Source organism: Rheinheimera sp. A13L (assembly GCF_000217935.1).
GTDB lineage: Bacteria > Pseudomonadota > Gammaproteobacteria > Enterobacterales > Alteromonadaceae > Pararheinheimera.
In genome coordinates this window covers 83886-97997 of record NZ_AFHI01000005.1, presented here as the reverse complement: position 1 = coordinate 97997, position 14112 = coordinate 83886, and the positions used below count along the sequence as shown (strand labels likewise).

The following is a 14112-nucleotide window of genomic DNA, read 5'->3' as shown; positions in this document are numbered from 1 at the left end:
AGACAGGTTTTAGGGGGCATTTTTGATTGTTTTTCGTTATCTGATTGGTGAAGTGTTTAAATCCCAATTGGCGGTCTTCCTGATCCTGATCACTATTATCATGAGCCAGCGCTTTGTGAAAATTCTGGCAGACGCATCAGACGGTGATATTCCTGGTCAGTTGGTGCTGACTGTTCTGGCATTAAAACTGCCACAACTGGCGGTGATTATTATTCCTTTAAGCGCTTTTTTGGGCGTTTTAATAGCTTATGGCCGCATTTACGCCGACAGCGAAATGACGGTATTACATGCCACCGGCATCAGCGAATGGTATGTCACCCGCTTAACCCTGATGTTATCTGTAGTGATGGCGCTTGGGGCAGGTTTTGTCACTTTGTATTTAAGCCCCTGGTCGACCGAACGTGAATACCAGATTTTAGAACAGGCCGAAGCCGATTCGGGCCTTAGCAGCTTAATTCCAGGGCGTTTCCAGCAAACGTCCAATGAAAAAGCCGTGGTTTTTGTGCATGACATCAGCCGTGATGGCGGAGAGCTGGAAAGGGTGTTTTTAGCCCAGACCTCTTCAGAGCCAGGCGGTCAAACCTCTATTGTGTATGCGCAATCTGGTTACGTGAAAGAAGATGCCAGCGGTGCTCAGTTGCTGGAGTTAAACAATGGCCGCCGTTATGCCGGTGAAACCCGTTCTCCTGGTTATGAAGTGGTGGAATTTGGTCAATATCAAATTCAAATTCGTGAACAACAAGTGGAACAAAAACGCCGTAAGTTATCCAGTTTACCCACGGCTGAACTGCGCAACCAAACAGGGCCTGAAGCCGCTGCTGAATGGCACTGGCGTATAGCTATACCACTTTCTATTCCTATTTTAATGCTGATTGCAGTGCCGCTGAGCAAAGTAAACCCACGCCAGGGCAAGTTTGGCCGCTTATTACCAGCCTTGGCCTTATACCTGCTGTATTACATTTTGCTGATTGCCAGCCGCTCAGCTATAGAGGACGGCAAAATTCCAGAGCAATTAGGTATGTGGTGGATCCACGCGCTTGGCCTGACCTTCGGTATTGTGCTGTTGGTGAAACACCGCACTGCAGGCCAAAAGCTAAAAGCATTAATCACAGGGCGCTCTTCTCATGTTTAAGATACTCGACCTGTATATAGGCCGCACCATATTAACCACAGTGCTGATGACTGTGACTGTGCTGATGATTTTATCCGGCATGTTCAGGTTTATTGATCAGTTACGTTTAGTTGGCCGCGGTGATTACGACATGTTATCCGCTGGTTTATTTACCTTGTTCAGCGTACCTGGCGATTTAATTTTGTTTTTCCCTATGGCGGCTTTAATAGGCGGTTTAGTAGGGCTGGGCATGCTGGCGAGCAATAGCGAGCTGGTGGTGATGCAGGCTGCGGGTTTGTCGCGGCTTAATATCATAGGTTCAGTGATGAAAACCTCCTTGCTGATGATGCTGATTGTGATGCTGGTGGCTGAGTTTGGTGCGCCAGTGGCTGAAAAAACGGCCCGTGAACTGCGAACTAAAGCCATTTCAGGCGGTGATTTAATTTCGGCAAGGCAGGGCGTCTGGGCCAAAGATGGTGATCATTTTATCAATATCAAACAGGTGGATGACTTTGGTAACTTAACCGATTTAACCATTTACGAGTTTGATACCGACTTAAAATTGCAGGCCATTGTCAGCGCCAAAACCGCAGTCTTTATCAGCAATGCCTGGCGTTTATCTGATGTCAGCCGTTTACATTTTCGTGACGACAGAGTAGAGAAACACCAGTGGCAGGAACAGCGTTGGCGTTCTACCTTAACGCCGGATAAGCTGGGCGTAGTGTCTATTAAACCCGAGCTATTATCGCTCAAAGGCTTAACAGACTACATCGACTATCTGGACAGCAACCAGCAAGACAGCAGCAAGTTTGAGCTGGCATTCTGGCGCAAGGCCACCCAGCCTTTAACTATTATTGCTATGTTGCTGGTGGCTTTGTCTTTTATTTTTGGACCACTGCGCAGCGTCACCATGGCGGCCCGTATTCTGATGGGTATTCTGACAGGTTTTGTCTTCTATATGAGTGATCAGGTGTTTGGGCCTGTGGCTTTGGTGTACCAGTTGCCTCCTGTCCTCGGGGCCGTATTGCCTTCCAGCTTGTTTATAGCTCTGGCGATGTATTTATTGCAGAAGAAATAGCAACGCCGTTGCTAGAGTGGCGGATATAAAAAAGGCAGAATTGATTTCTGCCTTTTTGCTATCTGCTGTTTTACTACCAGTTTAGCCCGCTTTACGATGCACATTCAGCTCTTTGCTTTCATCTTTGGTCAGCTTGACTACCATGGTGTTGGTGATTTGATCCTGCAACGCCAAACCCTGACCCCAACGGATCCACAACCATAAATTCCCCAGACCTAACAAAGACACCACTAAACGCAGTAGCCCTTGTTTTAGCGTAATGGGCGAACCATCGGGCTGTATCAGCAAAATACGCCAGGCCCGCATGCCCAGGGTTTGACCAGCTTTCACCCAGAAATAAACATAAAACCAGATAAAAACCAACAGCGAATACAGTTGGAACCAAATGGAATGTTTCTGAATAAAATCGGCCTGATCCTGATAAGCCGCCAGCGAAACCAGACCCAGCTTATCCAGAATAGTTACAAGCAGCAGCGCCAGACCCATAGCCAGCATCCAGAGCGCCGCTAAAATCAGCACGTCATAAAGAATGGCAGCTAAACGGCGGAACAAACCCGCCTTTGGAGATTCGTGATACATCAGTGTGTCCTGACTTTTATTGATTCGATGAATGGCGCTAAGTGTATCACGCAGCTTAGTTTTTCCGAAACTGCTGCAAAAACGCGCAACCAGACAGCCAACTGAAACTTTTGCTTGCGCCGCGCCATTCGCTTTGTATAATGCAAGCGTTTACTTCTGTACGACCCTCAATGCCTGGGTGGCGAAATCGGTAGACGCAGCGGATTCAAAATCCGCCGGGGGAAACTCCGTGTCGGTTCGAGTCCGACCCTAGGCACCAATGTTTTAAACTTCATTTCTATTTTTACATACTGCTTATGATATTGGTTCTGTTGAGTGTTCCTATCTAGTTGCTTGAAAACACCCTCTTCAATTTTGACCTTTCAAATTCCGTTTGGTGACACATCCGGTCCATACACGGTTCTTTTTTGTAAGGTTTTTAGCTCGCATTGCTTGAAATAACTTGCATACGCTCGACACCATTTCGCTTTCGATATTGGATTGATGAATAAACTTTATTTTTAATCCACTACTTTCAGTTCTGGTCTTGTCGGAATGGAGTGGCCAACTTTTTCGAGTTTCAAGAAATTCAAGAACAGAGAGAGATTCCATACTTATATACTCTTAAACGGACTGATTTGCCGCGAGAGCGTTGCGAATTGTCTAATAGTCAAATTGAGATCCTGACCATATTTTGTTAGAAACTAATGGTAGTAGCGTAAGTCTCGCTTTATTTAAACTATTTCCTTGAAAAACAATTGAAATATAGAAACTTAGTCGTTATCTCTGGACAAGGTAAAATCTAACAAACTATGGCATAGTTTGTTAGATTTTTGGGTATTTTTCCTTCTAGTAAGCTGGTAAGTTACTTCAGAGTATCGCATTGCCTTTATCGCGTATTGGGCACGTTAGAAGTAGGGATATAGAAATATGAGCATGAACGAAGCGGATACCCGCTATCACTTAATTGATCCGGTGTTACGTGATAAAGGCTATGTGAGCAAGGATCGCATAACTCTTGAGACTATTTTAACGCCAGCTCCAGTTGAACCCAGTGGCGCTAAAGGACGGCGTAGAAAGGGGCCAGGACGCACAGACTACTTACTCTGCGTAAAGGTGGGCCAGATGCCCAAAGCACTGCCCGTTGCTGTTCTTGAAGCAAAAAAAGAAAGTGAAGACCCACTTAAAGGCATGCAGCAGGCTAAGGGTTATGCAGATTGTAAACGCTTTGATGTGAAGTATGTATTTTCTACTAATGGCCATCGCTACGGTGAGTTTGATTGCACCAGCAACTTGCAAGACGGCCCGTTTCCATTCGTAGACTTTCCACCTCATGCTGATTTAACAGCGCGTTATGCTAAAGATGTTGGTATCGATTTGAATAAACCCGGTGCAGCCATGTTATTTCAGGCCGACAGCCCAGCCTGGTCACAATCACGCTATTATCAAGATGCTGCTATCAGAGCTGCTTTTGAAAAAATCTTACTCGACCAACAAGCAGGAAACGCGCCTAGAGTATTACTCACGCTCGCTACCGGTGCTGGTAAAACCGTCATTGCAACTAACCTGCTCTGGCGTATGAGCCAAGCCGGTCAGTTACCCAAGCCTGCGCTGTTTTTATGTGACCGCGACGAGTTACGAGAGCAGGCATACACCAAACTCAAAGCTGCTTTTGGTGATAATGCTCGCATCGTACACACTGAAAAAGGTGGTAATGCCGCAGCAAACGCCCGCATCCACATCGCTACTTATCAAACTTTAGGTTTGGATGACGATAACGGTTTCGCAAGCTTTTTAAGCGAACACTACGGTGAAGACGCTTTCAGCGTGATTATTATCGACGAATGCCATCGCTCCGCTTGGGGGCGCTGGTCTGAGGTGCTAAAGCGCAATCCCAATGCAATTCATATAGGCCTAACCGCAACACCGCGTAAACTAGAAGAATCTAAGCATACAAGCAAAGAAGATCACGAAATTACTGCCAATAATCGCCAGTATTTTGGTGAGCCGGTTTATGAATACACACTGATCCAAGCACAAGAAGACGGCTATCTTGCAGCATGCGAAATAGTTAAACGTAAAGCTAGCATTGATAAAGCCACCTTTACCAAAGAGGAAATTCTTAAGGCGGGGGTGAAGGATATCAAAACGGGAAAACTATTAACCGAAGCAGACCTGACCAAAAACGAATATACCGACAAAGACTTCGATGATGAACTCTTCATCGAACTGCGTACGCCTAAAATGTGTGCCGATTTGTTCAAATTGCTGTGTGAAAATGGCGGCCCAGAACAGAAAGTGATAGTTTTCTGCAACCGCGAGATACACGCAGACCGCGTAGTACAACATATGAACAATTTGTATGTGCGATGGTGCAAAGAACAAGGGAAATCGCCCAAAGACCATTATGCATTTAAATGTATGGGTGGCCCCAATAACGGCGCAGATATGATTGAGCCTATGCGCGGCTCTGCCGAGCGCGCCTTTATCGCATGTACAGTGGATTTGTTAGAAGCTGGTGTAGATATTGAACGCCTGAACGCCGTGGTGTTTTTCCGCTACTTACAATCACCAATCAAGTTTTATCAGATGGTCGGGCGCGGTACGCGCATCCATGAAGAAACCCAAAAATTCAAGTTCTGGCTTTATGACTATACCGACGTCACACAACTGTTCGGCACAGATTTTATTACTAAACCACCACGTCCAGGCTCTGGTGGTAAAGGTAGTGGTGGTAATGGCCCTGATGATGTCGGGGGAAATGAAGGACCTGCTGTAGCAGAAATCGCTGGACAAAGCGTCATTATCAATCCGCAAGGACGCTTTATTCTGAGCCGCCGCGATGGTCGTGACACTCCAATCCCAGTGGATGATTACCGTCGGGAAGTGATACAAAGAGTTTTGAACGAAGCTCATAACTTAAATGAATTCCGTTCGCTATGGATTGAAACCCAAAAGCGACGCCAATTAATCGCTCACTTGCTGGGCGACAACTTTAGCCCTGAAGTGATCCGAGAAATAGACCAAATGAACGATTTTGATTTGTATGATTTTTTTGGTCACCATGGTTACCATGCTCGTGCACTTAAACGCCCAGAACGCGGCGCACACTTTATTAGTCACAACCAAAGTTGGTTTGATGGTATGGATGGCAAAGCAGCTATTGTAGTGAAAAATCTTGGGCACCAGTTTGCCCAAGGCGGCACTGATGCATTGGAAAGTCCAAGCCTGTGGGAAGTACCAGATATTAAATTGGCGGGTGGTTTAAATGCTCTTCGGGCTTTAGGTGCACCAGTACAAGTTATGCATGATGCGAAGTCAAGGTTGTTTGGAATATGAATGTACCCATGAAGAAAGTATCTGAACTATTTTCGACTTTTAAAATAGGAGGAACGCCAAGTCGAGGCAATCCTTCATATTTTGATGGCCCAAATTTGTGGGTATCAATCCGAGACATGGAAGGGCAATCAATAATTACAAAAACTGCTGAAACAATTTCTGCCGAAGGTGTTCGCAACTCTAATTGCAAGCTAGTTAAAAAAGGAAGCTTGCTTTTTAGTTTCAAGTTAACAGTTGGCAGGATTTCTTTCGCAGGAGTAGACCTTTATACTAATGAGGCAATTGCTGCTTTTGATCCAGATGAAGCTAAAGCAGCTGGCATCGACTTAGAATATCTATCTCTTGTATTACCCATTGCAGCAAGCACTGATACAACAAAAAATAGTATGGGCGCTGCTCTTCTTAATAAAGACAAGATTCTAAACTTAGAAATTCCTTATTTTGAACTCCCTCAACAGCGCCAAATCGCCGCTCGCCTGAAAGCGCAACTTGCCGAAGTGGAAACAGCCCGACAGGCGGTGCAGGAACAGATGAGAGATGCATCCGCACTAAAAAAGCGAGCTCTAGAGTCTTTGTTTTCGTCTCTTCAGAGTTGGTCACCAATCTGTAGCGCTGCAAAACTTCAATCAGGATACGCTTTTAAGAGCGACACTTTCAAAACAAGTGGCGTCCGACTATTGCGGAATGCGAATATTCTACCTGGGAAAGTGTATTGGGATGATTCGGTTTTTCTGAGCGAAATTGATGCAGCAAAATTTTCTAACTTTGCACTGGATTCTGACGATGTTCTGATAAGTTTAGATCGTCCATTAATTTCAAGTGGAATCAAAGTTGCTCGTGTTAGCAACGATGATTTGCCAGCTTTGCTGGTTCAGCGAGTAGGGCGATTTATAGTTGACCCCGATAAGCTGGATAAAGATTACCTATATGCATTTTTGCAAACAGATTTGTTTATTTCGAATATTAGCGGGCATGATCAAAGCCTTGGAGTACCTCACATATCGCCATCGCAAGTCGAAGCTATCGAGCTCCCCTTACCGGGACTTGATGAACAGAAAGTTCTAACAAAACGTTTAAAAGAAATAACTGACACTTGGCAAAATTTAGTCTCAGCTTTGCAGAAACAGATTAATGACTTAACGATTTTACCCAAAGCAATCCTTGCCCAAGCCTTTAAGAATGAATCATGACTAAAACGAAAAACACAACTAAGCAGCCCAAAGCTATCGCCTCTACCCAATCGCTCTCCAGCTTTGTAAAAAGCATCTGTGACATAATGCGCCGCTCTAATTGCTCCAGTGCTTTGCAATATGTACCTGAGCTCACTTGGATTTTGTTTTTACGCATTTTGGATGCACAAGAAAGTAAATCTCGAGAAGAAGCTGAAGTATTGGGAGCTGACTTTACGCCAGCATTAACCCCCCCTTATCGCTGGCAGGATTGGGCAGCTCCATATTCTGATAAACCTGACCACCCTAAAACAGCGGAAGGTAAACCGTTCGGCTGGAAACGACAGGAGTTATTTGCGGCTGGCGATGGTAAGTTGTTCGAATTTATCAATAAAGACTTACTACCCCATTTACACAGTTTAGATGCAGACCCACAAACAGGGTTACCGAACCCTGGAGCCAGCCGTAAGCAGCGTATCATGGGACGTACCATGACCGCCGTTGAACGCGTGCGCGTCGATAGTGAAGCCAACCTGCGTGATATTCTCGACAAAGTGCATGAGATAAATATTGAACACGTTGACGACACTCACTTTTTTACATTGTCGCAAGTGTATGAAGATTTACTGTTAAAAATGGGAGAGAAAAACTCCGACGGCGGCCAGTTTTTTACGCCGCGGGAAGTTATTCGAGCTATGGTGCACACAGTGCAACCTCAACTTGGCCAAACTGTGTATGACCCTTGCTGTGGAACCGGCGGCTTCCTGGCCGTGGCTTATGAACATATAGCCAGACAATTAGGTCAAAGTCCGGCTAGTACCGATTTGGATACGCTCAAGCACGATACCTTTTTTGGTCGTGAAAAAGAGAACTTAGTTTTCCCTATCGCTCTCGCGAACTTAGTACTGCATGGCATCGATCAGCCTAATCTGTGGCATGGCAACTCATTGACCCGCCGCGCCACTTACACCGGACTTTTTGAGCAGGCACCTAAGCAGTTTGATGTGATTCTTACCAACCCACCCTTTGGTGGTAAAGAAGGTAAAGATGCACAGAAAAATTTCCCCTTTGAAACCAGTGCTACGCAAGTGCTTTTTGTACAGGATATTCTTGCTGAGCTGGCACCTGAAGGCTCGTGTGCGATCGTACTCGATGAAGGGCTGTTATTCCGTACGAACGAGAGTGCTTTTGTCGAAACCAAACGCAAACTGGTAGATGAATGTGACCTATGGGCCATTGTCAGTTTACCCGGTGGGGTTTTTTCAACCGCAGGAGCAGGTGTCAAAACAAACTTGCTGTTTTTTACCAAAGGTAAGAAAACCGAGAAAATCTGGTACTACGATTTGTCATACGTCAAAGTTGGTAAGAAAACACCATTGACGCTTGCACACTTTGGTTTTGATGCCGACGGCAGTGTGTTGGCTGATGCGCAATTACCAAACATCCTCACCGCAGACTGGTTAGCAGATGAAGGCAACGCAGGTAAGGCGTTTCCAAGCTATGCACGGATGTTACAAAATCATGGTACTGAAAAAGGTGGTAGTCGTTATTCTTGGACAATAGATTTTGCTGCTCGCCGTGCTCAAGCCCGTTCTGAAATGCAGCCATTGTTAGATGAAGCGGCCACGTTAAAAGCCGTTGTAGTAGATCTGAAAGAACAACTCAAATGGATGAAAAAAGACAAAACAGACAAAACTAAAGTGGAAGCTGTTACTGCACAGATTACGGAGCAGGAAAAGCTTGTACGTGAGCTTGAGAATAAAGCCGCTGACATCGAAGCAGCCGTGTTCGATTTGAAAGCCGTCAACCCCCACGTCATCGTGGAAACAGATACCAGAACACCTTTGAATATTATCGAAAATATCCAGTTGCAACAGAAGGTGATAGATAACGCGCTAAAAAACCTTGCAGAACTCATGAATAAATTAACATTCTAAATTGGATATGTTCGGATAAACCATGGAAACATGGTTTATCCGAATTCATATGAGAAATTTGACAACGGATTGAAATACAACCACTTATGGCAGTTATTCATCGTTTTTTTGCGAAAAATTAAATCAGGAACAGCCATAAATATTCCCTTTTACGCCTAATTTATTATTTTATTTTCCCCATTTCTGGAGGGGCGGTTTATTAGAAAAGTGAATATACCTTCTATGTATCAGTAACTAAGGAAAGGTTGGTCGATGCCATTATACGAGATTAGCAATAACGAATTAAAACCGCTGGTTGGCACCACTTTTCGGGAGCAGAACCTTTGGGAGCGGCGTGATTTGCAGCGCCTTTTCAAGCTGAATATTTCAGTGATAGATCCCGATCTTCTTGTCATTGCCGAAGAGTTTGGTGAATGGAATGAAGGCAACCGCCGGATAGATTTACTCGCGGTTGATAAGAACGCCAATCTTGTTGTTATTGAACTAAAACGCACCGAAGACGGTGGCCATATGGAGTTGCAGGCAATTCGTTATGCCGCCATGATCGCCAACATGAGATGGGATGTTGCAGTTTCTGTATACACGCGATTCTTGGCAGATAATGGCATTGATTTAGATGCAGAAAGCCGCCTCTGTGAATTTTTGGAGTGGGATAAACCGCGACAAGATGATTTTGCGCAAAACGTTCGCATAATCCTTGCTTCAGCTGATTTCTCAAAAGAGATTACTACTTCAGTTCTTTGGCTAAATGAACGGGAGCTCGATATCTGCTGTATCCGCTTGTCATTGCATAAGATCGATAACAAGTTAGTACTTAGTTCAGAGCAAATAATCCCACTTCCCGAAGCAGAAGGTTATCAAATCGAAGTCCGGCAGAAAAAACGGGAAGAACGAGTGTCGCGTGGTGATTCAAAAGACCGCTCGTTGTACACAATATCCTTTAATGATGAAGTCTTTGAATCCGACTTCAGGAAGTCGGATATCGGTTACAACACCGTTAAGCTGTTAGAGGCGAATGGCTTGATCGATAGCAGTGTTTTCGCCTTACTACGGGACGATACTTCTTGCAGCTTCAAACTGCTTAAACTTCCTGAAGAAATGACAGACACAGAAAAGCAGTATGCGAAGTACCGTTACCGGCAGGAGCCTGAGATTACTTATGAAGGTAAAGGCTATTACATCGCTCGAAACTGGGGCTTGGCAAATACACCAAGGTTTATCGAAAAAATGGAAAGATCGTTTCCGGGTCTGAAGTATTCATCTAATGGTGACTAATTGGGATAAGCGCGAGAAGATGAAAGTGTTTATAATCCCGGAATTGCTGAAGCATTGAGCAAGCATTTCCCTTAACAGGTAGAAAAAGTGAGTAACGCAAAAATCAACAAAGCTATGCTGACATGGGCGCGCGAGCGTTCTGGCTATGCTTTGCCTGAATTTGCGCACAAGCTCAACGTGACTGAACAGAAAGTCAGTGAATGGGAAGCTGGAGAGCGGGAAATAACATTCGTTCAGGCTATGGCCTTTGCAGATAAAGCCCATGTGCCTTTTGGTTTTCTGTTTCTGAGCCAACCGCCAGTTGAAAACCTGCCTATCCCGGATTTACGAACTGTTGATTCTGCAGAGCTAAAGCGTCCGAGTGCGGAGTTAATTGATTTACTCAAAAACATGCTGGAATGTCAGGACTGGTACCGCGACTATGCACGCAATCAGTTGTTGCAACCCATAGATGTTGTCGGTAGTTTTCGCCCTGAACAGGGCGTGGCTGCCGTAGTTGCGGATATGCGCACTAAGCTGAACATTCCACCTCACCCAAAACGGGGTAACTGGACAGATTATTATCGTGATCTGGTACAGCGCATTGAAACTCTGGGCATTTTGGTCATGAGACAATCCAGCCTTGGCCACCACAGCAGACCCTTTAGTGTCGAAGAGTTCCGTGGTTTTGCAATGTGCGATGAGTTTGCGCCCATTATCTTCGTCAATCATGCTGATGCGCCTGGCGCCCGACTCTTTACCTTAATCCACGAGTTATGCCATATCTGGATAGGCCAAACCGGGATCTCTGATGGTGATGCGAACAATCATCGGGCAGAAGAACGCTTCTGTAATGCGGTGGCGGCAGAGTTTTTAGTACCTACAGATGAATTCCAGGCGCTGTGGCGCAGTGACTATGATCACTGGCAGCAAAACCTGCCTGATCTCGAAGCTCATTTCCATGTCAGTCCCTGGGCTTTGGCACGAAAAGCACTCACCCTAGAGTTGATCAGCCAAGGTGAATACGGAGCTTTTATTAAGGCGCAAATTGACGCTTTTAAAGAACGTGAAGCGAGCGGCAGTGGTCCAGGCTATTTTAAAACCAAAAAAGCACAAATTAGCCAATTGTTTTCTAAAGCTGTGGTCAGTGAAGCACTGAATGGCAAGTTGTTGTTGCGTGATGCGGGTTGGATGTTAGGAATGAAACCTGCCAGTGTCGCAAAGTTCGCACAGGAGCTTGGGTTGTGATTTATCTGCTGGACGCTAACACTTATATCGAAGCCAAAAACACTTACTACAGCATGGATTTTTGCCCGGCTTATTGGTCCTGGCTTGACCAACAGTTTGTGGCTGGCGTAGCTGGTAGTATTGATATGATTGGTCGTGAACTGAAAGACGGCAATGACGAATTGGCAACATGGGTTAAGGCGAGGAGTGGCCAGTTTATTGCCAATGATGATGATGCAACCCAAACTGCATTTGTTCAAATCATCGAATATGTCATGTCACAGAGCTTTAATCCTGCGAACAGGGATAACTTTCTGGCAAAAGCGGACCCGTGGTTAATTGCCAAAGCTATGTCTACCGGAGCTGTTGTGGTAACCCACGAAAGCTCGGTCAGTGAAGCAACGAAGAAAGTAAAAGTTCCAAACATCTGCAAGCAGTTTGGGGTTAAATGTATTAACACGTTTGAGTTTTTGCGTCTTACAAAGGCGAGGTTTGGACTCATCTGAGTTTGTCAATTTAGGTCCTTTTTTCAATTCAAGTAATGTCATGTGTATTGAGTCCGTCCCCAGGCACCAAATTTTTTCCTGCTGCTTTTAGCTTCTCTGATTTGCAACTGCTGGCTGTAATCTGCAATTTATCTTTTGCTATTCCCCACTTAGCTCGTCAGCGCACAGAGAGGCGCTATATGGTGCTGCTAGGCTCATTGCTGGACATTTTCCGATGGGATGGATCACGCAATGGAATTCATAGATTATTACAGTGTGCTTGGCGTTGTTCCAACGACGGACGCCAAAGCTATTAAAACGGCCTATCGCAAACTTGGGCGAAAGTATCACCCTGATGTCAGTAAACTGCCAAATACCGCAGAGATGTTTAAACGTGTAGCTGAAGCCTATGCTGTCTTACACAGCACTGAGAAACGAGCCAAATATGATGCATATTGTGCAGCGCGCCGCCATGGTTTTATACGGTTAGTCCGGGCAAACACCAGCAGGCGTTAATGCTGTCTGTGAAGGGGTGAATACGCTGTTTTGCAATAGTCGCGGGAAATCCTGCTTCCCTCATCAACCGGATGATGCTGTAACCACCACCGGAATAGCTCCATTCGGTGCATGCTATTGATTCAACCCGAACAGGCTCTGTATTGGCGGGTGCTTCACGATTTAGCACCGTTCAGCAGCAACTGCCAATGTCGCATAGTCAGTTAAAGTTGAGAATTCTTAAAAGCTGTTAATGACATGAGCTTCAAAGTGCTTTTGCCTTTCTGTATTTTCAGCTACTTAGCCTGATGTATGCTGACTAAGCACCAGCATGGAGAACGCTCTCAAACTGGTGCATACTCAGACGCATGTTTTCCTGGTTTTCCGGCGTTATGCTGATTTCAATTGTCTCTGTTGTCCTGCAGCAACTGCGTCAGTTTAGTTACTGGCATGGTAAGTTGTTTGGTGTGCTACTCACTCTTTTTATGGCCTCAGACGCAGCTGCGACAGAGCCTAATACCTCAGCAATAAATATTGTGTATTACCCAGGTGCACCACGACAGGAATACTCCACTGACTTGCTGCAGTTGGCATTAAGTTATCCCTGCCAGCACTATTTTCAGCTACAAGCCTCAAATCTTGATTTACCAAAAGGACGCGCCTTTGACCTGATGAATGCTGGGCAGGGCATTGACGTGATGTTTGGCAGTGCCAGCCTTGAACGCATAAAACAGTATAGAGCTGTGCCTTTTCCTATCATGCGCGGCTTAATGGGGCTTCGTGTGGCTTTGGTCAGTAAAGAGGGCAAAAACAAACTGCAGCATCTGTATAGTCTGTCCGCTTTGGCAAAGTTACGGGTTGGCCAGTTTACGACCTGGAGTGACACTGAAATTTTGCGTGCGAATAATTTTAATGTGGAAACCGGTAGTGATGTTGATGGACTATACCAAATGCTGGCGCTGCGCCGGATAGACTACTTCCCGCGATCTGTGCTGGAAGTACAGCAAAATCAGCAGCAGTATGCTCAGCTGCAGTTAGAAATAGACCCACACATTCTGTTGTATTACCCCACAGCTGTTTATTTTTATGTGGCAAAAGACAACACAGCCTTGGCCGACACCTTGCTCTGTGGGCTGGAGCAAGCACAGAAAGATGGCCAGTTAGATAGCCTGTTTAATCAGTACTACGGCGGTTTGCTGCAACAACTGCAGATTGATAAACGCCGGATCTTTAAGCTGCAGAACCCGCTGCTGCCGGATAATGTCCCGCTGCAACGACCTGAACTTTGGTACCCACTGTTGTTATCAAAGTAAAAACATCAGCGTTTTGTTGTTCACCATTCTGTTTTTGAGATATCTGCTTGCGCTTCGAAGTCGTGAGCTTTAGTCTGTTCCTGTATTTTGATTTTTTAGTCGCGTAAGTTTAAGTGACCGAACAGTGATGTTGTAATTGCTAAGCA

General features: G+C 45.3%; 11 protein-coding genes and 1 tRNA gene. 11 read left to right on the top strand and 1 reads right to left on the bottom strand.

All coding sequences use genetic code 11. The annotated features are described in order from the left end of the window. Positions 1–22 precede the first annotated feature (22 nt). Positions 23–1132, top strand: a complete 1110-nt coding sequence (gene lptF / locus RHEIN_RS03795; RefSeq protein ID WP_008897650.1) for an LPS export ABC transporter permease LptF — start codon at positions 23–25, stop codon at positions 1130–1132. Then, positions 1125–2189 (top strand): LPS export ABC transporter permease LptG, encoded by a 1065-nt coding sequence (gene lptG / locus RHEIN_RS03790; RefSeq protein WP_008897649.1) that lies wholly within the window; start codon positions 1125–1127, stop codon positions 2187–2189. Before lptF ends, lptG begins: the two co-directional genes overlap by 8 nt. A gap of 81 nt (positions 2190–2270) precedes the next feature. On the opposite strand, the gene RHEIN_RS03785 is transcribed toward lptG, so the two are convergent. Next, positions 2271–2768 carry an RDD family protein gene (locus RHEIN_RS03785; protein WP_008897648.1) on the bottom strand — a complete coding sequence of 166 codons (498 nt, stop codon included), beginning with the start codon at positions 2766–2768 and terminating at the stop codon, positions 2271–2273. Between the two features lie 172 nt (positions 2769–2940). Here RHEIN_RS03785 and RHEIN_RS03780 point away from each other — a divergent pair. From RHEIN_RS03780 to RHEIN_RS03740, 9 genes are all read left to right on the top strand, one after another. After that, a tRNA-Leu gene (locus tag RHEIN_RS03780) sits at positions 2941–3027 on the top strand. A gap of 650 nt (positions 3028–3677) precedes the next feature. Next, positions 3678–6086: a DEAD/DEAH box helicase family protein gene (locus RHEIN_RS03775; protein ID WP_008897647.1), complete on the top strand. Its 2409-nt coding sequence runs from the start codon at positions 3678–3680 to the stop codon at positions 6084–6086. Between the two features lie 8 nt (positions 6087–6094). Further along, on the top strand, positions 6095–7276 hold the full coding sequence (locus tag RHEIN_RS20275) for a restriction endonuclease subunit S (RefSeq protein ID WP_158005464.1): 1182 nt from the start codon (positions 6095–6097) through the stop codon (positions 7274–7276). After that, entirely contained in the window at positions 7273–9192 is a 1920-nt protein-coding gene (locus RHEIN_RS03765) for a class I SAM-dependent DNA methyltransferase (RefSeq protein ID WP_008897645.1), read from the top strand. Before RHEIN_RS20275 ends, RHEIN_RS03765 begins: the two co-directional genes overlap by 4 nt. A gap of 252 nt (positions 9193–9444) precedes the next feature. Next, positions 9445–10467 (top strand): membrane protein, encoded by a 1023-nt coding sequence (locus RHEIN_RS03760; protein ID WP_008897644.1) that lies wholly within the window; start codon positions 9445–9447, stop codon positions 10465–10467. A gap of 87 nt (positions 10468–10554) precedes the next feature. After that, positions 10555–11694 carry an XRE family transcriptional regulator gene (locus RHEIN_RS03755; RefSeq protein WP_008897643.1) on the top strand — a complete coding sequence of 380 codons (1140 nt, stop codon included), beginning with the start codon at positions 10555–10557 and terminating at the stop codon, positions 11692–11694. Next, complete coding sequence (locus RHEIN_RS03750; RefSeq protein ID WP_008897642.1) at positions 11691–12179, top strand: DUF4411 family protein; 489 nt, start codon at positions 11691–11693, stop codon at positions 12177–12179. The genes RHEIN_RS03755 and RHEIN_RS03750 overlap by 4 nt, the downstream gene beginning before the upstream one ends. A gap of 231 nt (positions 12180–12410) precedes the next feature. Continuing rightward, the gene (locus RHEIN_RS03745) at positions 12411–12674 is read left to right on the top strand and encodes a DnaJ domain-containing protein (protein ID WP_008897641.1); all 264 of its coding nucleotides are present in this window, start codon (positions 12411–12413) and stop codon (positions 12672–12674) included. A gap of 371 nt (positions 12675–13045) precedes the next feature. Next, entirely contained in the window at positions 13046–13966 is a 921-nt protein-coding gene (locus tag RHEIN_RS03740; RefSeq protein ID WP_008897640.1) for a substrate-binding periplasmic protein, read from the top strand. Positions 13967–14112: the final 146 nt, after the last annotated feature.